This window comes from Salinarimonas chemoclinalis (assembly GCF_041514305.1).
In the GTDB taxonomy this organism is placed as follows: domain Bacteria; phylum Pseudomonadota; class Alphaproteobacteria; order Rhizobiales; family Beijerinckiaceae; genus Salinarimonas; species Salinarimonas chemoclinalis.
This window is the reverse complement of record NZ_JBGMWH010000026.1, coordinates 1-21,271: the sequence shown is the minus strand read 5'-3', so window position 1 is coordinate 21,271 and position 21,271 is coordinate 1. Positions and strand designations below refer to the sequence as shown.

General features: G+C 72.4%; 23 protein-coding genes. 13 read left to right on the top strand and 10 right to left on the bottom strand.

All coding sequences use genetic code 11. The annotated features are described in order from the left end of the window. Nucleotide 1: 1 nt before the first annotated feature. From AB9M23_RS21445 to AB9M23_RS21430, 4 genes are read right to left on the bottom strand one after another with little or no spacing between them, the layout of a single operon-like run. Entirely contained in the window at nucleotides 2-949 is a 948-nt protein-coding gene (locus AB9M23_RS21445) for a DMT family transporter (RefSeq protein ID WP_372426700.1), read from the bottom strand. A 16-nt stretch (nucleotides 950-965) separates the two neighbouring features. Next, entirely contained in the window at nucleotides 966-1,727 is a 762-nt protein-coding gene (locus AB9M23_RS21440; protein ID WP_372426699.1) for an SDR family NAD(P)-dependent oxidoreductase, read from the bottom strand. Continuing rightward, a complete protein-coding gene (locus tag AB9M23_RS21435; RefSeq protein WP_372426698.1) occupies nucleotides 1,714-2,457 on the bottom strand; it encodes a cupin domain-containing protein in 744 nt (247 codons plus the stop codon). Before AB9M23_RS21435 ends, AB9M23_RS21440 begins: the two co-directional genes overlap by 14 nt. Continuing rightward, nucleotides 2,454-3,170, bottom strand: coding sequence for a hypothetical protein (locus AB9M23_RS21430; protein ID WP_372426697.1), 717 nt, complete (start codon nucleotides 3,168-3,170; stop codon nucleotides 2,454-2,456). Before AB9M23_RS21430 ends, AB9M23_RS21435 begins: the two co-directional genes overlap by 4 nt. Nucleotides 3,171-3,638: 468 nt before the next feature. Between AB9M23_RS21430 and AB9M23_RS21425 the strand changes: the two genes are divergently transcribed. The 7 genes from AB9M23_RS21425 to AB9M23_RS21395 all read left to right on the top strand — a co-directional run bounded on the left by AB9M23_RS21425 (nucleotide 3,639) and on the right by AB9M23_RS21395 (nucleotide 11,553). Next, on the top strand, nucleotides 3,639-4,367 hold the full coding sequence (locus tag AB9M23_RS21425; protein WP_372426727.1) for a phosphodiester glycosidase family protein: 729 nt from the start codon (nucleotides 3,639-3,641) through the stop codon (nucleotides 4,365-4,367). 172 nt (nucleotides 4,368-4,539) lie between these two features. Continuing rightward, nucleotides 4,540-5,847, top strand: coding sequence for a 3-oxo-tetronate kinase (otnK, locus tag AB9M23_RS21420; RefSeq protein ID WP_372426696.1), 1,308 nt, complete (start codon nucleotides 4,540-4,542; stop codon nucleotides 5,845-5,847). Between the two features lie 79 nt (nucleotides 5,848-5,926). Next, nucleotides 5,927-6,910, top strand: a complete 984-nt coding sequence (locus AB9M23_RS21415) for a TRAP transporter substrate-binding protein (protein WP_372426695.1) — start codon at nucleotides 5,927-5,929, stop codon at nucleotides 6,908-6,910. Nucleotides 6,911-7,071: 161 nt separating this feature from the next. Then, the gene (locus AB9M23_RS21410; RefSeq protein ID WP_372426694.1) at nucleotides 7,072-7,629 is read left to right on the top strand and encodes a TRAP transporter small permease; all 558 of its coding nucleotides are present in this window, start codon (nucleotides 7,072-7,074) and stop codon (nucleotides 7,627-7,629) included. Nucleotides 7,630-7,635: 6 nt separating this feature from the next. Further along, nucleotides 7,636-8,910 carry a TRAP transporter large permease gene (locus AB9M23_RS21405; protein WP_372426693.1) on the top strand — a complete coding sequence of 425 codons (1,275 nt, stop codon included), beginning with the start codon at nucleotides 7,636-7,638 and terminating at the stop codon, nucleotides 8,908-8,910. An 8-nt stretch (nucleotides 8,911-8,918) separates the two neighbouring features. Next, nucleotides 8,919-10,364, top strand: coding sequence for an aldehyde dehydrogenase family protein (locus AB9M23_RS21400; RefSeq protein WP_372426692.1), 1,446 nt, complete (start codon nucleotides 8,919-8,921; stop codon nucleotides 10,362-10,364). 439 nt (nucleotides 10,365-10,803) lie between these two features. Continuing rightward, nucleotides 10,804-11,553: an SDR family oxidoreductase gene (locus tag AB9M23_RS21395; protein WP_372426691.1), complete on the top strand. Its 750-nt coding sequence runs from the start codon at nucleotides 10,804-10,806 to the stop codon at nucleotides 11,551-11,553. A 13-nt stretch (nucleotides 11,554-11,566) separates the two neighbouring features. On the opposite strand, the gene AB9M23_RS21390 is transcribed toward AB9M23_RS21395, so the two are convergent. Both AB9M23_RS21390 and AB9M23_RS21385 read right to left on the bottom strand, forming a co-directional pair. Beyond that, nucleotides 11,567-12,421, bottom strand: coding sequence for a DUF2189 domain-containing protein (locus tag AB9M23_RS21390; RefSeq protein ID WP_372426690.1), 855 nt, complete (start codon nucleotides 12,419-12,421; stop codon nucleotides 11,567-11,569). A 117-nt stretch (nucleotides 12,422-12,538) separates the two neighbouring features. Continuing rightward, nucleotides 12,539-13,510 carry a glutathione S-transferase family protein gene (locus AB9M23_RS21385; protein ID WP_372426689.1) on the bottom strand — a complete coding sequence of 324 codons (972 nt, stop codon included), beginning with the start codon at nucleotides 13,508-13,510 and terminating at the stop codon, nucleotides 12,539-12,541. 172 nt (nucleotides 13,511-13,682) lie between these two features. Between AB9M23_RS21385 and msrA the strand changes: the two genes are divergently transcribed. After that, entirely contained in the window at nucleotides 13,683-14,309 is a 627-nt protein-coding gene (msrA, locus tag AB9M23_RS21380; RefSeq protein WP_372426688.1) for a peptide-methionine (S)-S-oxide reductase MsrA, read from the top strand. Between the two features lie 12 nt (nucleotides 14,310-14,321). Here msrA and AB9M23_RS21375 read toward each other — a convergent pair whose 3' ends face one another. Further along, nucleotides 14,322-15,437, bottom strand: coding sequence for a LacI family DNA-binding transcriptional regulator (locus AB9M23_RS21375; RefSeq protein WP_372426687.1), 1,116 nt, complete (start codon nucleotides 15,435-15,437; stop codon nucleotides 14,322-14,324). Nucleotides 15,438-15,611: 174 nt separating this feature from the next. Between AB9M23_RS21375 and AB9M23_RS21370 the strand changes: the two genes are divergently transcribed. Then, nucleotides 15,612-15,782 (top strand): hypothetical protein, encoded by a 171-nt coding sequence (locus tag AB9M23_RS21370; protein ID WP_372426686.1) that lies wholly within the window; start codon nucleotides 15,612-15,614, stop codon nucleotides 15,780-15,782. A 328-nt stretch (nucleotides 15,783-16,110) separates the two neighbouring features. Here AB9M23_RS21370 and AB9M23_RS21365 read toward each other — a convergent pair whose 3' ends face one another. Beyond that, nucleotides 16,111-16,434: a hypothetical protein gene (locus AB9M23_RS21365; RefSeq protein WP_372426685.1), complete on the bottom strand. Its 324-nt coding sequence runs from the start codon at nucleotides 16,432-16,434 to the stop codon at nucleotides 16,111-16,113. Between the two features lie 206 nt (nucleotides 16,435-16,640). Here AB9M23_RS21365 and hisE point away from each other — a divergent pair, with 206 nt between their 5' ends. The 4 genes from hisE to AB9M23_RS21345 all read left to right on the top strand — a co-directional run bounded on the left by hisE (nucleotide 16,641) and on the right by AB9M23_RS21345 (nucleotide 19,683). Continuing rightward, nucleotides 16,641-17,018, top strand: a complete 378-nt coding sequence (hisE, locus tag AB9M23_RS21360) for a phosphoribosyl-ATP diphosphatase (protein ID WP_372426684.1) — start codon at nucleotides 16,641-16,643, stop codon at nucleotides 17,016-17,018. Between the two features lie 27 nt (nucleotides 17,019-17,045). Next, on the top strand, nucleotides 17,046-18,461 hold the full coding sequence (chrA, locus tag AB9M23_RS21355) for a chromate efflux transporter (RefSeq protein ID WP_372426683.1): 1,416 nt from the start codon (nucleotides 17,046-17,048) through the stop codon (nucleotides 18,459-18,461). A 135-nt stretch (nucleotides 18,462-18,596) separates the two neighbouring features. Further along, the gene (locus tag AB9M23_RS21350) at nucleotides 18,597-18,758 is read left to right on the top strand and encodes a hypothetical protein (RefSeq protein WP_372426682.1); all 162 of its coding nucleotides are present in this window, start codon (nucleotides 18,597-18,599) and stop codon (nucleotides 18,756-18,758) included. Nucleotides 18,759-19,083: 325 nt separating this feature from the next. Further along, the gene (locus AB9M23_RS21345; protein ID WP_372426681.1) at nucleotides 19,084-19,683 is read left to right on the top strand and encodes a GcrA family cell cycle regulator; all 600 of its coding nucleotides are present in this window, start codon (nucleotides 19,084-19,086) and stop codon (nucleotides 19,681-19,683) included. A 9-nt stretch (nucleotides 19,684-19,692) separates the two neighbouring features. On the opposite strand, the gene AB9M23_RS21340 is transcribed toward AB9M23_RS21345, so the two are convergent. Together AB9M23_RS21340 and AB9M23_RS21335 are read right to left on the bottom strand one after the other, a co-directional pair. Beyond that, nucleotides 19,693-20,181 (bottom strand): MarR family winged helix-turn-helix transcriptional regulator, encoded by a 489-nt coding sequence (locus AB9M23_RS21340; protein ID WP_372426680.1) that lies wholly within the window; start codon nucleotides 20,179-20,181, stop codon nucleotides 19,693-19,695. A gap of 74 nt (nucleotides 20,182-20,255) precedes the next feature. Further along, entirely contained in the window at nucleotides 20,256-21,158 is a 903-nt protein-coding gene (locus AB9M23_RS21335) for a MotE family protein (protein ID WP_372426679.1), read from the bottom strand. Nucleotides 21,159-21,271 lie beyond the last annotated feature (113 nt).

Genomic DNA, 21,271 nt, shown 5'->3' with positions numbered 1-21,271 from the left:
CTCACACGGCCTTGCCTCGTCCGGGCCACCCGAACGTCGCGAGCGCGACGCCGGCGAGCGCGAGGGCCCCGCCGAGGATCTGCTGCGGGCCCGGCGTGTGGCCGAGCACCAGCGCGGCGAGCGCGACCGCCATCGGCGGCATGAGGAAGGTGAAGATGCCGGTGCGCGCCGAGCCGATCCGCTTGACCGCGTCGTTCCACCAGAGATACGGCAGCACCGTCGCGAAGACGACGAGATAGGCGATGGAGAGCCAGAACGGCGGCGTCGCGCCGGCGAGGGCCAGGCTCTCTCCCATGAGAACCGGCATCGGCAGCAGGAACAGCGTGCCGAAGACGAAGGAGAGCGTCGTGCTCTCCGTGGAGGACAGCGTCGCGGGCGCGAACTTCGCCGAGACGGCGTAGCAGGAGAAGGACAGGGCGGCCGCCACGATGACGAGGTTGCCGCCGAGCAGCGCGGTGTCCGACACGGACAGGCCTCCGAGGATCACGAGGCCCGCGCCCACCAGCCCGAGCGCGAGCCCGACGACGAGCGCCGAGCCGACGGCGTCGCGGAAGGCGAGGCGCCCGAGGATCGCCGTGAAGATGGGCTGCGTCGTCGGGATCAGCAGCGCCGCGTAGGCCGCGGTGGAGGCGCCCAGCCCCAGATGCAGGAGCAGCGTGTAGAGCGAGACGCCGAAGAAGCCCATCGCGGCCAGCGCGAGCCATCCGCCGGCGGAGATCTCCCGCACCCGCTCGCGCAGCCGCGGCGCGGCCGCGTCGGCGAGCATCACGCACATCGCGACGTAGATCGCCGTCGTCAGCACGAAGCGCACGACGGCGGTGAGCGCCGGCGGCTGGTCGTGGAGCGCGATCTCGCTCGCGACGAAGGTGCCCGCCCAGAACACCTGCACCAGGACCATCCTCGCGTAGACCGCTCCGTTCGTCGCGCGCGAGCCGATCGTCGTGTCCATGGGTCCTCCGTGCGGGTCAGGCGAGCAGGCCGCCGTCGATGGTCAGGCAGGCGCCCGTCGTGAAGGCGCTCTCCTCGCCGGCGAGGAAGAGGATCGCGTCGGCGATCTCCTGCGGGCGGGCGAGGCGGTCGAGCGGGTGCAGCGCTTCGCGCCGACGCCGCCCGGCCGCGCGGTCCGCCTCGGCGTCGAGGGAGCGCTCGGTCATCGGCGTGTCGACGATCGCCGGCGCGACCGCGTTGACGCGGATGGCGTAGGGCGCGAGGTCCGCCGCGAAGGCCTTCGTCAGCGCCAGGACGGCGGCCTTGCTCGCGCTGTAGGCGCCATCGCCCGGCCAGGTCTTGAAGGAGGCGACGGACGCGAGGTTGACGATCGCGCCGCGCCGGCGCGGGATCATCCGCCGCGCCGCCTCGCGGCTGCACAGGAAGACGCTGCGCGCGTTCACCGCGAAGAGGCGGTCGTAGTCGGCGACCGCGAAGTCCTGCAGCGCGCCGACGATCTCGATGCCGGCGTTGTTGACGAGATGCGTCACCGGTCCGAAGGCGGCGTCCACCCGCGCGAAGAGGGTGGCGACGTCCGCCTCGTCGGAGACGTCCGCGCGCACCGCGAGCGCGCCCGCGCCGCCGTCGCCGAGGCGCAGCGCCAGGGCGCGCGCGCCCGCCTCGTCGCGATCGGCGATCACGACGCGGGCGCCCGCCATGGCGAAGGCCGTCGCGGTCGCCGCCCCGATGCCGGAGGCGGCGCCGGTGACGACGACGACCGGTTCGTCACCGAGCCGCATCGGCGAGCTCCATCTCCCCCGCCGCGTCGGCGCTCTCGCGCAGGCGCCTGGGGAGGAGGTTCCAGCGCGGCGGGATGAAGACGTTGAGCGAGGTCGCCGGCGCGTCCGTGTCGTTGAGCCCCATGTGCGGGACGTGGTCGGGGGCGAAGTAGACGCGATGGCGGGTGAAGCGGCGCGTCTCCTCGCCCACCTCCATGGCGTAGTCGCCGTCGAGCCCGATGCCGATCTGCGCGCCGCGATGGGCGTGGCGCGGCATCAGCGCACCGGGCTCCAGCACCGACAGCATGATCTCGAACCACGGGCCGACGAAGAAGCGCAGCTCCAGCCCGCCCTTCACCGTCCGCGGGGCCGAGAGGTCGAGGAAGCGTGCCTCGGCGGGGCAGGGCGTGGCGCGGCCCTCCAGCGCCGGCTGCGGCCTGCGCTTGATGTCGAGCGTCACGGCGGGAACGTCGCTCTCGTTGACCGCGCCGTGGATCTCGCCGCCCCGCGCCCAGTAGGCGCCGCGCAGCGCGTCGAGCCGGCGCTCCTCGTCGCCCACGCGCATGCGGTAGCTGCCCGAGAGGCACATGCCGATCTGGTGCTCGGCGTGCTCGTGCGGGGGCGCCGCGGCGCCCGGCGGCATCGTCGTGATCATCACGACGGTGTCGGCCGCGTCCCCCAGCCGGAAGACGTCCGCCTCGATCTCGCCGAACAGGCGCGTGCGGGTTGGCTCGGGAAAGTAGGCGCTCATGCGGCGTCCTCCGGGCGGAAGAGGAAGAGGTTCCAGCTCATGGCGATGGGGACCCCGCGCGGGTCGTGCGCCATCCGACGCGCGCGGATGGTCTCCAGGTTGCACAAGGCGACGTCGGCCTCGCCGGCGAGGGCGGCGCCGGCGGCCGCGACGGTGGAGACGTAGGGGGCGACCTCCCAGCGAACGCCCCGGCGCATCAGCCGGTCGAGGAGACCCACCGGCGCCGGGTGGGTGGCGACCCGCACGGCCGCGCCCTCGCGCAGCGGGTCGGGCCGCGACGCTGGCCAGGCGAGGTGATAGGGCGGCGTGTCGTGGCAGAAGCAGCCGACGAGGCGCGTGCGCGCACTCATGAAGAAGGCGCTCGCGCCCGCGAAGGCGCTCGGCACGATCGCGAGCCGCGCCTCCGTCGCGGGGTGGAGGCGGCGCTCGGCGGTGTCGAGGATGTCCTCGAACCGGTCGTGCAGGACGATCTCGACGTCGAGCCCGGCGGTCTCCAGCAGGTCGACCGTCGCGAGGTGGCTGCTCGTGCGATCGGGTCCCAGGGTGTGGACGGCCGCGAGCGGCGCGTGGAGCGGCCCGTCGAGGCGGGCGTGGACGAAGCTCGGCGCGAGCGAGAGGCGTCGGGCGGCTCCCGCGAGGAGCGCCTCGAGCGTCGGGTGGGTCGGCGCGTCGGCGCGGGCGACAGGCGCTGTCTCGATGTGCATCGTGGTCATCACGGATAGCCTCGGAGTTGCAGCTGCGCGAAGGCTGACCCCTTCGATACGCCCATTCAAGCTTGAATTGTGTGCATTATAAGCTTGGATATGCATAAGTGTCGTTCCTGCGTCATCCTGCATCTTACGATCGTCGGATGTCGCACACCTGAGGGAATGCAAGACGATCCCGGATCGTCCTTCTGATTTCATCGCAGACGACGACGTGAGCGCCGCCGGATCAAGCCCAAAAGTTGAGCAGCCGGTTTCGCTCGCCGCGGCGCGCGCGCCCGTGCGCGGGCGTGCCGCCCGAATTGAAGCCGACCGTCGCTTCCTCTACGCTCGTCGCACGCCCGTCCGGCACGGGATGAACCAGGCGCCGCGGCGCGACCGACGAGAGACCCCTTGCACCTTCGACACCCGCGCCTTCGCTCCATCGCGCGCGCCGCCCGTCCCGGCGCGGCGATCCGCGCTCTCCTCGCCGCGGCGATGCTCCTCGGCGTGCCCGCCTCGGCTCCCTCCGCCGTCGCCTCGCCGGCGGAGCCGTGCGCGCCGCGCACGTTCGAGGGCGCGCGCTTCACCGTGTGCCTCATCGATCCGCGCGACCACGTCCTGCGGCTGTTCGCGGCCGGGGAGGACGGGCGGCCGCTCGGGCGTTTCTCGGCCCTGCCGCGGGAGATCGAGGGCGCGCCGCTCGTCTTCGCCATGAATGCGGGGATGTACGACGCCACGCTCGCGCCGATCGGCCTGCACGTCGAGGAGGGCGAGACCATCGTGCCCGTCAACACCAACGACGGGCCGGGCAACTTCCACATGAAGCCCAACGGGGTCTTCTTCGTCGCGAACGGCACCGCGGGGGTGATGAGCACCGAGGCCTACGTCGCCGCTCGGCCGAACGCGACGCTCGCGACGCAGTCGGGGCCGATGCTCGTCGTTCGGGGAAAGCTGCACCCGCGCTTCATTCCCGGTTCGGATTCGCTCAAGCGCCGCAACGGCGTGGGCGTCGGCGAGGACGGGGAGGTCTGGTTCGCGATCTCCGAGGAGCCGGTCTCCTTCCACACCTTCGCCCGCCTGTTCCGCGACGGGCTCGGCACGCAGGACGCGCTCTTCCTCGACGGCGGCCTCGTGCCGAGCCTCCACGCCCCCCATCTCGGCCGCACCGGCGACGGCTGGGCGCCGCTCGGCCCGATCATCGCCGCCTACGCGCGCGGCGAGTGAGGACTGCGAACGCGCTCGAATTGCGAAAGGCGGTGAAAACCCCGCATTTCGGGCGCGTTTTCCAATGCGTCTGCGCCGAAACGCCGGGAAACTGCGCCGTTGCCGCGGCCGTCGCGACTGTCTAACGTACCGCGAACGAGAGGGCGCCGGGTGCGCCCCGCGGGGGAGGACGATGGACGGTCACGCACAGGCGGGCGCCGCGACGCGCGGGCTCGCCCTCGGCTGCATCGCTGACGACCACACCGGCGCGACCGATCTCGCGAACACGCTCGCACGCGCGGGCCTCTCCGTCGTCCAGACGATCGGCGTGCCGGGGCCGGACGTCGCCCTGCCGGAGACGGACGCACGCGTCGTCGCCCTCAAGATCCGCTCCGCGCCGGCCGAGGAGGCGGTGGCGAAAGCCCGCGCCGCCCGCGACGCGCTCGTCGCGGCGGGTGCCGGGCACGTCCTCTACAAGATCTGCTCGACCTTCGATTCGACGGACGCCGGCAACATCGGCCCCGTGACGGACGCGTTGCGCGGGGATGCCGGCGCGGCGATCGTCCCCGTCTGCCCGGCGTTCCCGGGCACGGGTCGCACGGTCTTCCAGGGCCACCTCTTCGTCGGCGACAGGCTCCTCTCCGAGAGCCCGCTGAAGGACCACCCGCTCAACCCGATGCGCGACGCCGATCTCTTGCGCGTGCTCGCCCGGCAGAGCGCCGACCCCGTCGGGCTCGTCGCGCATGCGGACGTGCGCGCCGGCACGGACGCCATCGCGCGGCGCCTCGAGGCGCTCGCGGGCGCGGGGAGGAGGGCTGCGATCGTCGACGCGGTCTGCGACGCCGACCTGATCCCGCTCGGCGAGGCGGCGCTCGCCCACCCGGTCTCGACCGGCGCCTCCGGTCTCGGGCACGGGCTCGCCCGCGCGCTGATCGCGTCGGGACGGGTGCGCGCGAGCGCGTCCGCGGCGCTGCCGGAGGTCGGCGGGCCGGCCGTCGTCCTCGCCGGCTCGACCTCGGCGGCGACCCGCGCGCAGCTCGACGCCGCGCGGGCGATCATGCCGGTGCTGCGCATCGACGCCGCGTCCGCGGTGGCCGATCCCGAGCGCGCGCTCGCCGAGGCGCTCGCCTTCGCCCGCGAGCGGCTTCCCGCCGGGCCCGTCGCGATCGCGACGAGTGCCGATCCGGACGCCGTCTCGGCGGTCCAGGCGCGCTTCGGCGCCCGGGTCGCGGGCGCGGCGCTCGAGAGCCTGATGGCGCGCGTCGCCGAGCACCTCGTCGCGTGGGGCCTGCGTCGCCTCGTCGTCGCCGGCGGGGAGACGTCGGGTGCCGTGGTCGAGGCGCTTCAGGTGAAGGCCCTGCGCATCGGCGCGGAGATCGCGCCGGGCGTCCCGGCGACCCTCGCGCTCGGCGCGCCGGCGGGGGCGCTGGCGCTCGCGCTCAAGAGCGGCAATTTCGGAGGAGAGGATTTCTTCGCCCGCGCGCTGGAGGCGCTGCGCTGACGCGCGCGGGTGCGGGAAGCCGCGGGCGCCCTCGCGCTCGCATCACGAGCAGAAGAACGAACGGGAGGAAGGAGACCCCATGTTCCACACGACCCTGAAGGCCGCGATCGGCGGCGCGGCGCTCATCGCGCTCGGCATCGGCGGCGCCCAGGCGCAGCAGGCGCTCAAGCTCGGCTACTCGCTCGCCCCCACCTCGCACTACGGCGTCGGCGCCACCGCCATGGCGGAGACGCTCGCGGAGCTGTCGGACGGCCGGTTCACGATCGAGCAGTTCCCCGCCAACGCGCTCGGCGGCGAGCGCGAGATGGTCGAGGGCGCCCAGATCGGCACCGTCGACGTCGTCATCACCTCGACGGGCCCGGTCGGCAACTTCGTGCCCGACACGCTCATCACCGACATCCCGTTCCTGTTCCGCGACTACGACCACGCGCACGCGGTGCTCGACGGGCCGATCGGCCAGGAGATCCTCGAGCAGTTCCCCAATCACGGGCTGATCGGCCTCGCCTGGGGCGAGAACGGCTTCCGCAACCTGACCAACAACGTGCGCGCGGTGCGGACGCCCGAGGACACCCGCGGCCTCAAGGTGCGTACCATGGAGAACCAGGTGCACATGCGCGCCTTCCAGGAACTCGGCGTGCTGCCGACGCCGATGGCCTTCCCCGAGCTGTTCACGGCGCTCCAGCAGGGCACGGTCGACGGCCAGGAGAACCCGATCGGCGTGATCCTCTCGGCGAACTTCTCCCAGGTCCAGGGTCACCTGACGCTCACCCAGCACGTCTACTCGCCGGCGCTGATCATCCTCTCGCCGATCGTGTGGGACGGGCTGACCGACGAGGAGAAGGGCTGGTTCCGCGAAGCCGCGGCGGCGGGTGCCGTCGCCATGCGCGCGAAGGTGCGCGAGGACGCCGACAACGGGGTCGCGACGCTCAAGGAGCAGGGCATGCAGGTCGTCGAGGACCCGGATCGGGCGGCCTTCGAGGCGGCGCTCCAGCCGGTCTTCGCCGAGTTCGCCCAGCGCTTCGGCCAGGACAAGATCGACGCCATCCGCAACGTCGGCATGTGACGTCTGATGTGATGTCGCTCCCCTCTCCCGAGCGGGAGAGGGGCAGGGGCCGAGGGCGTATGGCTCGCCGCACGATGCGGGCCGCTCGTCGAGCACCCTCTAGTTGTCTTTCACCCCTGCCCCCTCTCCCTTCCGGGAGAGGGGTTCGCGATGAGTTCACGATGCTCGCCGCCCTCAAGCTCGTCGACCGCGCCGTCTTCCACATCGCGCTCACGCTCGCGATGGTGCTGCTCGTCACCATGGCGTGCGTGTCCTTCTACCAGGTGATCACGCGCTTCGTGTTCGAGCGGCCCTCGACCTGGTCGGAGGTGACCTCGCGGAGCTTGCAGATCTGGATGGTCTATCTCGGCCTCGTCGCCGCCTTCCGAACGGGATCCCTGATGGCGGTGGACATGCTCCAGCGCCTCGCGCCCAGGCGGCTCCAGCTCGTCGTGATCTGCGCCGTGGCCGGCCTCAACCTCGGCGTGCTCGCGGTGATGTTCTGGTACGGCTGGAGCATGGCCGAGCGCGTGCGCTTCCAGACGCTGGCGGGCGTCGACAACCCGTTCACGGGCGGCGGCATCTCGATCGCGCTCGTCTACACGGCCATTCCCGTGGGCGCCGCGCTCTCCATCGTCGCCGTCGTCGCCCGGCTCGCCGAGGAGATCGATCGCCTTCGCAAGGGTGCGTCGGTCGCCGACGCGCAGGCGCGCGCGCGCCTCGAGACCGAGGGAGCCTGACCCGCCATGTCGACCTTCATGCTCGCCGGCATGGTCTTCTTCATCGCGCTCGGCGCCCCGATCGCGATCGCCATCCTCGCCGCCTCCATCGGCGGCATCGCCTTCTTCACGCCGCTGCCGCTCGTGCTGGTGGCGCAGCGGCTGATGACGACGATCGATTCGTTTCCCCTGATGGCGATCCCGTTCTTCATCCTCGCCGGCAGCCTGATGGAGGCGGGGGGCATCTCCCGGCGTCTCGTCGAGTTCGCCAAGGCGCTCGTGGGCGGCGTGCAGGGCGGGCTCGCGGCGTCGTGCGTGCTCACCTGCATGATCTTCGCCTCGGTGTCGGGCTCGTCGGTCGCCACCACCTTCGCCATCGGCGCGATCATCATCCCCGCCATGGTCAAGCACGGGTACCCGAAGAGCTTCGGGGCGAGCCTGCAGGCGACCTCGGCGGAACTCGGGGTGATCATCCCGCCCTCGATCCCGCTCATCCTCTACGGCGTCGCCGCCGAGGTCTCGATCGGCGAATTGTTCGTCGGCGGCATCGGGCCGGGCCTGCTCATCGGCGCGGCGTTGATCCTCTACGTCCTCGTCGCCTGCCGCATCAACGGCTGGGGCAAGGAGGACCACGTCGGGCGCCTGCCGATCCTCGCGGCGACGCGCCAGGCGGCCTGGGCGCTCGCGATGCCGGTGATCATCATCGGCGGAATCTACCAGGGCGTGTTCACGCCGACGGAGGCGTCGGTGGTGGCCGTCGTCTACGCGCTCCTCGTCGGTACGCTGGTCTACCGGGCGATCTCCTGGCGCGACCTCGTCGGCGTGCTGCGCCGCTCGGTGATCTCGTCGACGATCATCATGTTCATCATCGCGGCGGCGGGGCTGTTCTCGTTCCTGATCACCCGCGCCGGCGTGCCGGCCGCGATCTCCGCCTGGATCACGAGCGTGGTGTCGGATCCGGCGATGTTCCTGCTCGCGGTGAACGTCTTCCTGTTCCTGGTGGGCATGTTCATCGAGACCTCGGCGGCGATCATCGTGCTCGCGCCGATCCTCGCGCCGGTCGCGATCGCCTTCGGCGTCGACCCGGTCCATTTCGGGCTGATCATGGTCGTCAACCTCGCGCTCGGGATGATCACCCCGCCCTTCGGGGTCAATCTCTTCGCCGCATGCCAGGTGGCGCAAGTTCCCCTGGAGCGGATCATCCGCCATCTCGTACCCTTCGTCCTCGTGGTGGTGACGTGCCTGATGATCATCACCTACGTCCCCGAGCTGACGCTGTTCTTCCGTAACCTCGCCTATTGAGAGCGCCCATGACCGTTCCCGCGCCCAAGCTGCTCATCGGCGGCGTCTTCCAGGACGCCGCCGCGGGCGAGCGCATCCCCGTCATCGATCCTTCGACCGGCGAGCCGCTCGGCGAGCTCGCCCGCGGCCGCGCGGCCGACGTCGATGCCGCCGTGAAGGCGGCCGAGGCCGCGCTCGACGGGCCCTGGGGCCGCATGACGGCGACCGAGCGCGGGCGTGTGCTGACGAAGATCGCACAGGGCATCCTGGAGCGCGCCACCGACCTCGCGATCCTGGAGGCGCGCGACGTCGGCAAGCCGCACGCCCAGGCCAAGGCCGACGCGCTCGCCTGTGCACGCTATTTCGAGTTCTACGGCGGCGCGGCGGACAAGGTCCACGGCGACACGATCCCCTACCAGGCGGGCTACCAGGTGATGACCTGGTACGAGCCGCACGGCGTCACCGGGCACATCGTGCCTTGGAACTACCCGATGCAGATCATCGGGCGCTCGGTGGGCGCGGCGCTCGCCATGGGCAACGCCTGCGTCGTCAAGCCCGGCGAGGACGCCTCCCTCACCGCGCTGATGATCGGCAAGATCGCGCTCGAGGCCGGGCTGCCCGAGGGCGCGCTCAACATCGTCACCGGCTATGGCGAGGAGGCGGGCGCGCCGCTCGCCTCGCATCCCGACGTGGCGCACGTCTCCTTCACGGGCTCCGTGCTGGTCGGCCAGAAGATCCAGGAGATGGCGGCGCGCAACGTCGTCCCGGTCACGCTGGAGCTCGGCGGCAAGTCGCCCCAGCTTGTCTTCGCCGACGCCGACCTCGAGGCGGCTCTGCCCTTCCTGGTGCGCGCCTCGGTGCAGAACGCCGGCCAGACCTGCTCGGCCGGCTCGCGCATCCTCATCGAGCGTCCGATCTGGGACGAACTGGTCTCCGCGCTCGTGGAGCGCTTCTCGGCGCTCACCGTCGGCCCCGCGCTCGACGATCCCGACGTCGGCCCCATCGTCAACGCCCGCCAGCGCGACCGGGTGAAGGGTTTCATCGAGCGCGCCGAGGCGGGCGGCGCGACCGTGCTGGCGCGGGGACGCGTGCTCGACGACGCGCCGGACGGCGGCTTCTACGTCGCGCCCGCGCTGTTCGGGCCCGTCGACCCGGACGCCGAGCTGGCGCGGGACGAGATCTTCGGCCCGGTTCTCTCGCTCATCCCCTTCGACGGGGAGGAGGAGGCGATCGCCATCGCCAACGGCACCGACTACGGCCTCGTCGCCGGCGTCTGGACCCGCGACGGCGGGCGCCAGCTGCGCATGGCCAAGCGGCTGCGCGCCGGCCAGGTCTTCGTCAACAATTACGGCGCGGGCGGCGGTGTCGAGCTGCCCTTCGGCGGCAGGGCCAAGTCCGGCCACGGCCGCGAGAAGGGCTTCGAGGCGCTCTACGGCTTCGCCCAGCTGAAGACGGTGGCGGTGAAGTACGAGTGAGAAATGCTCCCCTCGTGGAGAGGGGCGGACGGGTGTGGGGCGATCAGGACGGGGCGCGACGTGGACGTCGTCCGGGCATGCCTGTGGCGAGCCGTCCGAGCGCCTTCGACGCCCCACACCCCGACCCCTCCCCACGAGGGGGAGGGGAGAGCGTCGGCGGGTTTCGTTCGTGTCGTCGCGTGTCCCGATGCCGCGGCTTGGAAGGACGAGCGCGACGCGTGCGACGAGCGATCGGGAACTCCCCTCTCCCTCGTGGAGAGGGGTGGGGGGTGTGGGGCGTTCAGGATGGGGCGCGACGTCGATGCAGGCGCCGGCATCGACGTCTCCGCAGTTCTGCACGCCCCCCACCCCCGGCCCCTCCCCACGAAGGGGAGGGGAGAGCGTCGGCGGCTGCCATCGACGGCGCGGAACTACATTCGGCAGCGGGAAGGACAACACGATGCGTCTGGCAGGCAAGGTCGCCGTCATCACAGGGGCGGGCTCCGGATTCGGCGAGGGGATGGCGAAGCTGTTCGCGCGCGAGGGCGCGAAGGTGGTCGTCGGCGACATCGCCGAGGAGGGCGGGCGCCGGGTCGCCGCCGAGATCGGCGAGGCGGCGCGCTTCGTGAAGGCCGACGTGACCCGGGCCGCCGACGTGCAGGCCATGGTCGACGAGGCGAAGAGCGCCTTCGGGCGCCTCGACATCCTCGTCAACAACGCGGGATTCGCCCATCGCAACAGGCCGATGCTCGAGGTCGACGAGGAGACCTTCGACCGGATCTACGACGTCAACGTCAAGGCGATCTTCCACGGCGCGCACGCGGCGATCCCGGTCTTCCGGGAGCAGGGCGGGGGCGGGGTGATCCTCACCATCGCCTCGACGGCGGGCGTGCGCCCGCGCCCGGGCCTCGTCTGGTACAACGGCTCGAAGGGGGCCGCGATCACGCTCACCCGCGCCATGGCGGTCGAGCTCGCCCCCGAGAAGATCCGGGTGGTCGCCATCAACCCCGTGGCCGGCGAGACCGGCATGCTCGCGACCTTCCTCGGCGAGGACACCGAGGAGCGCCGCGCCCAGTTCCGCGCGACGATCCCCATGGGCCGCCTCTCGCAGCCCGCCGACATCGCCAACGCGGCGCTGTTCCTGTGCTCGGACGAGGCGGCGTTCCTCACCGGCGTGTGCATGGAGGTCGACGGCGGCCGCTGCATCTGAGGCCGCCGCGAACTCACCCCCGCGTCGGCGTGCGCGCGACGCTCTCTCGGTCCACCGCCCGGCGGTAGATCCGCCAGGTCGCGTGGCCCAGCACCGGCATCACGACGACGAGGCCGACGAGGAGCGGGATCGAGCCGAGGGCGAGCAGGGCGGCGACGATCGCCGCCCACAGCGCCATGGCCTTCGGGTTGCGGCGCACGGCGGCGACGGAGGTCGCGAGCGCGACGCCGGCACCGACGTCGCGGTCGACCAGCATCGGCAGCGAGACGACGCCGATGGCGAAGGCGAGCACCGCGAAGACGAAGCCGACCGCGTGGCCGACGAGGATCAGCGCCCAGCCGCGCGGCGTCGTCAGCGCCTCGCCCAGGAAGGCGAGCGGGGCGATCGGCGCCGGCCCACCCCAGGTCGCGGCCCAGATCGCCTGCGCGGCGGCGAGCCAGAGCACGAACAGCACGCTGAGCAGGATCGCGATCAGCACGATCGAGGTCACGCCCGGACGGCGTAGCGCGTCGAGGCAGGCGATCCAGGTGCAGTCGTCGCCCATCTCGCGGCGCCGGCTCGCCTCGTAGAGGGGGATCGCCGCCACCGGGCCGACGAGCGCGAAGCCCGCCACCAGCGGGAAGACCAGCGACAGGCCCGTGTCGGAGAACACGGCGAGCCCGAGCACGATCCCGAAGAGCGGATAGAACAGCGCGAGGAAGAACAGGTGCGAGGGCTTGGCCTGGAAATCGGCGAAGCCCTCCTTCAGTGCGGCGATCACCTCGCGGGGCGCGACGTCGTCGATCACCGGGCGCGGTGGCGTATGGATGCCCGCGGACACGGGGGCGGAATGGATCGCGGTCGTGTGCGTCGTCTCGGCGTGCGGCATGCGCGCCTCCTCGGGTTCCCGAACGCCCCCACATCCCTCTTCTTGCGATTTGGATAGGACGTAGGGCGGCCGGGGGTTCGCGACGACCCCCGATGCCGCGATCGTGAGGCGGCCCCGTCAGCCGCGCCCGTGCGGCGCCTCGAGGTCGAGTTCGGGACCCAGCGGGACGATGCGCGAGGGGTTCACGCTCGGGTGGCTCTGGTAGTAGTGCCGCTTGATGTGGCCGAAATCGCAGGTCTCGGCGACGCCCGGTACCTGGTAGAGCTCGCGCAGGTAGCCCGACAGGTTCGGGTAGTCGAAGATCCGCCGGATGTTGCACTTGAAGTGGCCGACATAGACCGGATCGAAGCGAACCAGCGTCGTGAACAGCCGCCAGTCCGCCTCGGTGATCGTGTCGCCGACGAGGTAGCGCGAGCGCGACAGCCGCTCCTCCAGCCAGTCGAGCGTCGCGAAGAGCGGGCGCACCGCCTCCTCGTAGGCGTCCTGCGTCGTGGCGAAGCCCGACTTGTAGACGCAGTTGTTGACGTCGTCGTAGACGCGCGCGTTGACCGCGTCGATCTCCTCGCGCAGCGCCTGCGGGTAGTAGTCGCCCGGCGTGGCGCCGACCCCGTCGAAGGCGGAGCCGAGCATGCGGATGATCTCCGCGCTCTCGTTGGAGACGATGGTCCCGCGTTGCCTGTCCCACACGACCGGCACCGTGACGCGGCCCGTATAGGACGGGTTCGCCTTCGTGTAGACCTCGTGCAGCACCCGCGCGCCGTCGATCGTGTCGGGGACGACGCCCTCGCCGGGCTCGAAGCTCCAGCCCTCCTCGCCCATGAACCAGTGGACGACGGACAGCGAGATCATCTCCTCGAGCCCCTTGAGCTTGCGGAAGATCAGCGTGCGGTGCGCCCACGGGCAGGCGAGGCTCACGTAGAGGTGATAGCGCCCCGGCTCGGCGGCGAACCCGCCCTCGCCGGAGGGACCCGGTGCGCCGTCGGGCGTGATCCAACTGCGGAAGCTCGAGGTCTGCCGCTCGAAGCGACCGCCCGTGGAAGAGGTGTCGTACCACCGGTCCTGCCAGCGGCCGTCGACGAGGAGGCCCATGGTCCCGTCCTTTCGTGTCTCGCGTCCGTTCCTATCGTGTACGCAAGGAACTGCGGGTCGGCGAGGAAGTTCGCTTGCGTTCGCGCGAACGCAGGCTTGCGGGGCGCATTGCGCCCGCGCCGGGGTGCCCCAGATAACGGCTGCAGGCGAGATTCGCCTCGGAGGCCCGATCATGACCCGCACGCTCATCGCCGCGCTCGCCGCGGTCACGCTCGTCGCCGCGCCCGCCGTCGCGCAGGAGGACGGCGCCACCGCCCGCGCCGTGTTCGCCGGCGGCTGCTTCTGGTGCGTCGAGTCCGATTTCGACAAGGTGCCCGGCGTGCTCGAGACGATCTCCGGCTACGTGGGCGGCACCGTGGAGAACCCCACCTACCGGCAGGTCGTCGCGGGCGGCACCGGACACGCCGAGGCGGTGGAGATCGTCTACGACCCCGAACGCGTGAGCTACGAGGAACTGCTCCACGTGTTCTGGCGCACCATCGACCCGCTGACCGCCGGCGCGCAGTTCTGCGACGTGGGTGACGGCTACCGCTCGGCGATCTTCCCCCTGGACGACGAGCAGGCGGCGCTGGCGGCGGCCTCCCGAGAGGCCGTCGCCACACGTTTCGACGAGCCGATCGCGACGACCATCGAGGCGCCGACGACCTTCTGGCCGGCCGAGGAGTACCACCAGGACTACTACCTGAAGAACCCCGTCGCCTACCGCTTCTACCGCTGGAACTGCGGGCGCGACGCCCGGGTCGAGGCGCTGTGGGGCGAGGAGGCCGGCGGGCTCGGGATCTTCGAGGGCCGCAGCTGAGGCGCTCGCCGCTCAGGCGTCCCGCGCCGGCTCCGGGACGCGCGACCCGGCCTCCGCCGAGGCATCCGGCGCGCGTACGGCGGGCGGCGGCGCGGCCGTCGAGGCGCGAACGACGAGGCTCGTCGGCAGGATGACGTGGTCGCGCGCGCCCGTGAGCAGCATGCGCGCGGCCTCACGGCCCTTGTCCTCCACCGGCTGGCGGATCGTGGTCAGCGGCGGCACGGCGCGCTCGGCCTCCGCGACGTCGTCGAAGCCGACGATCGAGACGTCGCCGGGCACCGACAGCCCCCGGTGCGCCAGCGCGGCGTAGGCGGCCAGCGCCATCGTGTCCGACATGGCGAGGATCGCGGTCGGATGCGGCGCGCCCGGCGCGAACAGCGCGTCGATCGCCTCCGCGACGGAGGGCGCGTCGTTCAGGCACTCGTAGGCGACGACGTTCGCGGGCGGGATGCCCGCCTCCTCGAACACGTCGCGGTAGCCGAGCAGCCGCGCACGGGGCGTGGTGAATCGGATCTGCGCGAATCGCGCGTCGTCGACGAAGCCGGTGCGCTCGCCGTCGTCGACCTCGAGCGAGAGGATGCCGACGCGGCGATGGCCGAGCCCGACGACGTGGCGCGCGGCCTCCGCCGCCGCCTTGCGGTCGTCGACGTCGACGGCGCCGGCGCCCGGCACGTCCCCCGAGTCGACCGCGACGAAGGGCAGCCCGCGCCGGCGGGCGAGCTCGACGAGGCGGTTCTCCTCGCTGATGCAGAACAGGATGAAGCCGTCGACGATGGCGGTCTCGATCGACCAGCCGTCGCGCCGCTCGGCGTCCGCCGAGACGATGGTGAGGCCGATGTGCGCCTCGTCGCAGATCTCGGCGATGCCGGAGATCAGCTTCTGGGCGAAGGGGTCGTTGACGATGTAGTGCAGGCTCGCGTCCGCCACGACGGCGATGAGGTCCGAGCGGCCCGAGCGCAGCACGCGCCCCGCCGGCGCCGGGCCGCGGAAGCCGATCTTCTTGGCGGCCGCGAGGACGCGCTCGCGCAGCTCCTCGCGCACCAGCTCCGGGCGGTTGAAGACGTTGGACACCGTTCCCTGCGACACGCCCGCGAGCAGCGCCACGTCCTTGAGCCGTGCTTTCCTCATCACACCTCGTCTACCATGTCGGTGAACCGATTCAAGGAACCCTTGACGGCGGGAGGCATTGGAGCCATATCCCGCTCGTGCTTGAATCGATTCATCCTCTCATGGGGCACCGCCCCTCGGAGGATGCCGGCTCCGGCACGGTACCAAGGGCTCGCACATCCAGGAGACAGAGCCATGATCCCCGCAACCTTCCTCTACCCTTGGCTGGTCGACGCGGAACAGCCGCTGCGCCAGACCGACATCGACATCTCCCGCCGCGCGCTGCGCACGCCGTGGATCGCGCACGTCCGCTCGATCCAGTACGCCTGCGCGCTGGTGGCCGCCGTCGTCTTCCTGGGCGGCTGAGCCGCTCCTGCGCCCGGCCGCGCGCGCCCGCGCGTTCGAGACGATGAAGAGGTATCGTCTCGCGACCGCCGCCACAATGCCGCCGATGGACGGAGGACGCCGCCGAGAAGGCCGCCGAGAACGACGCCGCCGAGAACGACGCCGAGAACGACGCCGACGAGAACGAAGTGGACGCGAACGACGCGGTCGTCGCACGAACCGAGGGCCACGGCCCGGGCGGCGCAGCCGGCCCGGATCGGGCGAAACCAGATCCCCTAGGGTGGAGCGCACGCCGGCGCCCGGTACGAGAGACCCTCGCCGGGCGCTTTGCGCGTGCGGACGCGCGCTGTCAGGCGACGACCTCGACGGGGATCGAGGCGAGGGTCGCGTCTCCCTCGCGGATGATCACCGTGTGGAGGAGCGGCGCGTCCCGCGCGCGCTCGAAACGCTGCGTCACGTCGATCCAGGTGAGGACCTGGGTGTCCGGATGCTGCGGCGGGGCGAGCACGAGCGCGAGTTCCAGCACCTCCGACGGCCCGTCGGGCGTCTCGATGGGCACGAGCCGCGCCGTGTAGCCGGGAGAGGGGGCGTAGACCTGCCCCTCCACCCGCAGCCGCGGCGCCTCGGGCGGCATCGTGTCGAGGACGGCGGACCACTTGCGGGTATCGGTCATGACGATCTCCTCCTGCGGCGGCCGTCCGCCTCTCGAGCCCCTGCCCGTGCCCGCTGCGGCGGTGCAGCGGAATGCCCGGCCACGGAAGGTAGCTTAGCATGGATGAGCGCGCCTTTGCAGCGGCCGTCTACGGACCGCCCGCTCCCCTCCTGGCCGCCCCCGCGCCCCGTCATCGCGGCGTCACGGAAATGTCTCATGCGGGACCGATGAGCGATGCCATCGACCGCCTCCATCGCGCGATCCTCGCCGCCCGCGACGAGGACGTCGCCACCTCCAAGACCGCGCGCCTCCTCGCCGCCGGCCTGCCCAAGATGGGCAAGAAGCTGGCGGAGGAGGCCGTCGAGACCGCGCTCGACGCGCAGGCGGGCGACCGCGGACGCATCGTCGCGGAGAGCGCGGACCTGATCTATCATCTCGCCGTGCTCTGGGCCGGCGCCGGCATCGAGCCGCGCCAGGTCTGGGAGGAGATGGAGCGGCGCGAGCGGCTCTACGGCATCGCCGCCAAGGTGCCCAAGGCGTCCAAGGTGCCGAAGCCGTCGAGGGCCTCCCGCCGTCGCGACCCCGTCGCCGCCCGCCCGCGCTGACCCGCTGCCTCCCGACGAGGATCCTCCATGGACGATGCCACTGCCCGGACCGGGTCCGACGAGACCGGGTCGCCTTCTCCACGGGAGCGTGCGCATCCGACGCTCGGTGAGGCGCTGCGCGTCTGGGCGCGCGTCGCCGCGCTCTCCTTCGGCGGCCCGGCGGGGCAGATCGCGGTGATGCACCGCATCGTCGTCGAGGAGAAGCGCTGGGTCTCGGAGCGCCGCTTCCTGCACGCGCTCAATTACTGCATGCTGCTCCCCGGCCCCGAGGCGCAGCAGCTCGCGACCTATCTCGGCTGGCTCACCCACCGCACGGCGGGCGGGGTGCTCGCCGGCCTCCTGTTCGTCCTGCCCGGCGCCGTGTCGATCATGGCGCTGTCGATCGTCTACGCCCTCTACGGGAACGTCGGCTTCGTCGCGGCGCTGTTCTTCGGGCTCAAGGCCGCGGTGCTCGCCATCGTGCTCCAGGCGCTCGTCCGGCTGTCGGGGAGGGCGTTGCGCAACGGCGCCATGCGCGCCCTCGCCGCCGCCGCATTCGTCGGCATCTTCTTCTTCGGCGTGCCCTTTCCCGTCATCGTGATCGGCGCGGGGCTGGCGGGGTTCCTCGGCGCACGGGCCGGGTTCGCCGCCTTCCTGCCGGCGGAGCGGAAGGAGGCGGGGGCGGACGACGCGTCGGGCGCCTATCTCGTCGGAGACGACCTGCCGCCCCACGCCCGCCCGAGCCGCGCGGCGACGCTGCGCACTGCGGGCGTCTGCCTCGCGCTGTGGCTCGTGCCGGTCGCCGCGCTCCTCGTCGTGCTCGGGCCCGATCACACGTTCGGGCAGATCGCGCTGTTCTTCTCGCAGATGGCGATGGTGACCTTCGGCGGCGCCTACGCCGTCCTGGCCTACGTCGCCCAGCAGGCGGTGGAGACCTACGGCTGGCTCGCGCCCGGCGAGATGCTCGACGGGCTCGGCATGGCGGAGACGACGCCCGGGCCGCTGATCATGGTCCTCCAGTTCGTCGGCTTCCTCGCGGCCTTCCGCGATCCCGGCGTGCTCGATCCGGTCCTCGCGGGCGTGCTCGGCGGGCTCCTCGCCACCTGGGTGACCTTCGCGCCCTGCTTCCTGTGGATCTTCCTCGGCGCGCCGTTCATCGAGCGGCTGCGCGAGAACCGGCCGCTCGCGGGCGCGCTCTCGGCGATCACCGCCGCCGTGGTGGGCGTGATCCTGAACCTCGCGCTGTGGTTCTCGATCCACGTGCTGTTCCGCGAGACGGTCCCCGTCACGGGCTTCGGGCTCGACCTCGACGCCCCGGTCCCGGCGAGCCTAGACCCCTGGGCCGCGCTCCTGTCGGCGGGCGCGCTCCTCGCGGTCTTCGCGCTGAAGGCGGGGATGTTCGCCGTCCTCGCCGGCGCGGCGGCGGCGGGCGTCGTCCTCCACCTCGCCGGCCTCGTCGGCTGACGCGGCGGCCCCGGCCCGCGCGCCTCGCGCGCCCCCCTTGCCCGCCCTCCGCAGATGAAGCGGAGCTGAACGGGCCGTTCGGGCACGGTTCCGGTGGGATCTCCTAGACAGGACCTCGTCGCAGGAGGTCCCGTCATGTTCAAGCGCCCGCTCGCCCTCGCCGCCGCCACCCTCTACGTCTCGACCATGGTCGGGCTCGTGGGCGGGATCGGCGTCATGGCCGCGAGCGCGCCGAGCCCGCACCAGACGCCCGGCCACGAGGTCGGCTTCGCGCTCATCATGATGCTCAACAAGTGATCTCGACGCGTGATCACGACGCGCGATCCCTGCCGCCGGCCTCCTCGTCGGCGGTCCCGGACCGGCGCAGCGCCTGAGTCGGATCGCCGCACGTCGCGCCATAGCGCACGCATTGCCTGGGGAAAACGAGGAGCCGTCCACAGCGGGCGGCTGCCCCGACTCTTGCGCCCGAGTCAACGCATCTAGTACGTTCGCTCCTGTCGAACACGACATCTGGTGCGGCACTCTTCATAACCATCTGCGCGCGACGGGCACGCGGTCGAGCAATCGATCGTCCGCGAGCGGAGAGGGATTCTGCGAGACCAGCGCCCGCGAGGAGGCGGCGATGACGGATGCAACCCCGACCTGGACAGACGAACGCGTCGAGCGTCTCAAGACGCTCTGGCAGGAGGGGCGCAGCGCGAGCACCATCGCCGCCGAGCTCGGAGGCGTGTCGCGCAACGCCGTGATCGGCAAGGTCCACCGCCTCGGCCTCTCGGGCCGCGGCAAGGCGCCGGAGAAGGCCGTGCCCCCCGCGCGCCAGCGGCCGAAGCCCGCGGGCGCGGAGCCCGAGGCGCCGATCCCCGTACCCGCCCGCCCGATCAGCGTCGGCGCCAACGCGCTCGCCGCCGACGACGCGCCGGAGCACGCCCCCGCCGCGCCGCCCCCCCGGGCCCGGCCCCAGCCGCAGCCGCTCGCCGAGACGTTCGCGCGCCCCGCCCCGAAGCCGGCGGGCGAGATCGCCGTGGCGCCGAGCGAGCGCGTGACGATCATGGACCTGCGCGAGAGCATGTGCCGCTGGCCGATGGGAGACCCGAACTCGCCCGACTTCCGCTTCTGTGGCGCACGCTCGCCGACCGGCATGCCCTATTGCGACCACCACGCCCAGATCGCCTACCAGCCCTCCGCCGACCGCCGCCGCGAGCGCAAGGCGCTGGCGGGCTGAAGGCTCGGTTCAGCCGAGTCGCGCGAGGAGCGCGACGAAGGTGCGCGCCTCCTCCTCCGAGAGGGGCTCGAGCGTGCGTGTCGAGACCTCCTGGGCGACGGCGCGCATGGCGCGTGCCGCGCGCTCGCCCTCCGGCGTCAGGCTCACGGCCACCAGCCGGGCGTCCTGCGAGACGGGGCTCTGGCGCACGAAGCCGCGCTTCATCAGCCGCCCGACCACGCCGAAGATCGTCGCCGGATCCATCGCGGTGAGCCGACCGAGCTGGTTCTGAGGCGTGGCGCCGCGGTCGAGCAGTGTGACCAGCGCGGCGAACTGCGTCGGCGTCACAGAGAACCGGCCCATCACCGCGTTGAAGATCTCGGTGTTGCGCTGGTGCGCGCGGCGGATCAGGTGGCCGGCCTGGGTGTCGAGCCGGAAGCTCGGGTCGTCGGGGGCGGGATCGCCCCGGCCCTCCGGAGTCGCCGCGTCGTCCTCGGCCGCGTCCGCGCGTCTCGTCATGCTCTCGTGCGCTCCGGTCGTCTCGGTCGAGGCGAGCTTAGGCGCGGCGGGCGCGGCACGCCAGCCGAGCGGGATCACGGGCGCGGCGGCAGCGCGATCGCCGGCAGCTCGGTCGGCGGCAGCGCGTTGGTGGTCGCCGGCTGCCGCCCGCCGGCGAGCGTCGCGCCGCGCGCGCGCATGGCCAGCGCGATCGTCAGGCGCTCGGCCGCCTCGGGCGACATCTGCGCCATCACCTCCGCCATCCGGCGCGGGCTCATGTCCACGGCCAGCGGCACGAGCACCTCGAGCGCGAGCCGGTCGAAGACCCGCGCGGCGTCCTTGGGGCGCATCGCCTCGTACATCGACACGAGCCGTCGCATAGCCTCGGCGTTCGCCGGGTCCTCCGCCTCGGGCGCCGCGGCCGCGGCCCCCGGCGTGCCCCCCGGCGCGGGCGCGCCCGCGGGGCCGCCGGCGACGCGCTCCTCGAGGCGCGCCTCGGCGGCGGCGACGAGCTCCTCGCGCATGTCGAGCTCGCGCAGACGGCGCTCGAGCTCCGCACGCTGCTCGGCCATGCGCTGGCGCAGCATGTCCTCGGACGACGTCGCGGGGCTGCGCAGGTCGGGCAGGAGGTCGGGCGAGAGGCCGCCGTTGCCGGCATCCGTGGGCGCGCCGTCGGCCGGCGCCGTGGCGTCCACGCCACCCGCGGCGTCGCCCTCGCCGTTCTCCGGGTTCGAGCCCGTCGTCACGACCTCGCGGGGCGGGGTCTCGGAGCGGGCGAAGGCGAGGACGCGGGCGAAGGCCGGCAGCTCGGGCCGTGGCGTCACCACGCTCGGGCCGGCACCCGGAGGCGGCGCGGCGGGCTCCGGCTCGCGCGCGACGAAGGCGGTGGCCTTCATCAGCAGCAGCGCCGCCGCCGCGATCACCACCGCGTCGGTCAGCCGCAGCTTCGCCTGCGCGATCCGGGCGAGAGCCTCGCGCGTCCTCTGGCGCATCGTCATCGGCTCGGCCCTCGCCTCATCGCATCACCTCACCCACGCCCGATCCGGCGCGCGGCCCGCTCGGCCAGGAGCTCCGCCGCAGCGCTGATCCGGGCGCTGACGGGCGTGGCCGC

Bases quoted from the DNA above. Each gene is read 5' to 3' on its own strand.
- AB9M23_RS21350 (WP_372426682.1), top strand. From the start codon at position 18,597: ATGTTCAAGCGCCCGCTCGCCCTCGCCGCCGCCACCCTCTACGTCTCG.
- AB9M23_RS21370 (WP_372426686.1), top strand. From the start codon at position 15,612: ATGATCCCCGCAACCTTCCTCTACCCTTGGCTGGTCGACGCGGAACAG.
- hisE (WP_372426684.1), top strand. From the start codon at position 16,641: ATGAGCGATGCCATCGACCGCCTCCATCGCGCGATCCTCGCCGCCCGC.
- AB9M23_RS21375 (WP_372426687.1), bottom strand. From the start codon at position 15,437: ATGAGGAAAGCACGGCTCAAGGACGTGGCGCTGCTCGCGGGCGTGTCG.
- AB9M23_RS21400 (WP_372426692.1), top strand. From the start codon at position 8,919: ATGACCGTTCCCGCGCCCAAGCTGCTCATCGGCGGCGTCTTCCAGGAC.
- AB9M23_RS21425 (WP_372426727.1), top strand. From the start codon at position 3,639: ATGCTCCTCGGCGTGCCCGCCTCGGCTCCCTCCGCCGTCGCCTCGCCG.
- AB9M23_RS21385 (WP_372426689.1), bottom strand. From the start codon at position 13,510: ATGGGCCTCCTCGTCGACGGCCGCTGGCAGGACCGGTGGTACGACACC.
- AB9M23_RS21405 (WP_372426693.1), top strand. From the start codon at position 7,636: ATGTCGACCTTCATGCTCGCCGGCATGGTCTTCTTCATCGCGCTCGGC.
- msrA (WP_372426688.1), top strand. From the start codon at position 13,683: ATGACCCGCACGCTCATCGCCGCGCTCGCCGCGGTCACGCTCGTCGCC.
- AB9M23_RS21335 (WP_372426679.1), bottom strand. From the start codon at position 21,158: ATGACGATGCGCCAGAGGACGCGCGAGGCTCTCGCCCGGATCGCGCAG.
- AB9M23_RS21430 (WP_372426697.1), bottom strand. From the start codon at position 3,170: ATGACCACGATGCACATCGAGACAGCGCCTGTCGCCCGCGCCGACGCG.
- AB9M23_RS21410 (WP_372426694.1), top strand. From the start codon at position 7,072: ATGCTCGCCGCCCTCAAGCTCGTCGACCGCGCCGTCTTCCACATCGCG.
- AB9M23_RS21440 (WP_372426699.1), bottom strand. From the start codon at position 1,727: ATGCGGCTCGGTGACGAACCGGTCGTCGTCGTCACCGGCGCCGCCTCC.
- chrA (WP_372426683.1), top strand. From the start codon at position 17,046: ATGGACGATGCCACTGCCCGGACCGGGTCCGACGAGACCGGGTCGCCT.
- AB9M23_RS21345 (WP_372426681.1), top strand. From the start codon at position 19,084: ATGACGGATGCAACCCCGACCTGGACAGACGAACGCGTCGAGCGTCTC.
- AB9M23_RS21390 (WP_372426690.1), bottom strand. From the start codon at position 12,421: ATGCCGCACGCCGAGACGACGCACACGACCGCGATCCATTCCGCCCCC.
- AB9M23_RS21395 (WP_372426691.1), top strand. From the start codon at position 10,804: ATGCGTCTGGCAGGCAAGGTCGCCGTCATCACAGGGGCGGGCTCCGGA.
- AB9M23_RS21445 (WP_372426700.1), bottom strand. From the start codon at position 949: ATGGACACGACGATCGGCTCGCGCGCGACGAACGGAGCGGTCTACGCG.
- AB9M23_RS21435 (WP_372426698.1), bottom strand. From the start codon at position 2,457: ATGAGCGCCTACTTTCCCGAGCCAACCCGCACGCGCCTGTTCGGCGAG.
- AB9M23_RS21415 (WP_372426695.1), top strand. From the start codon at position 5,927: ATGTTCCACACGACCCTGAAGGCCGCGATCGGCGGCGCGGCGCTCATC.
- AB9M23_RS21365 (WP_372426685.1), bottom strand. From the start codon at position 16,434: ATGACCGATACCCGCAAGTGGTCCGCCGTCCTCGACACGATGCCGCCC.
- AB9M23_RS21340 (WP_372426680.1), bottom strand. From the start codon at position 20,181: ATGACGAGACGCGCGGACGCGGCCGAGGACGACGCGGCGACTCCGGAG.
- otnK (WP_372426696.1), top strand. From the start codon at position 4,540: ATGGACGGTCACGCACAGGCGGGCGCCGCGACGCGCGGGCTCGCCCTC.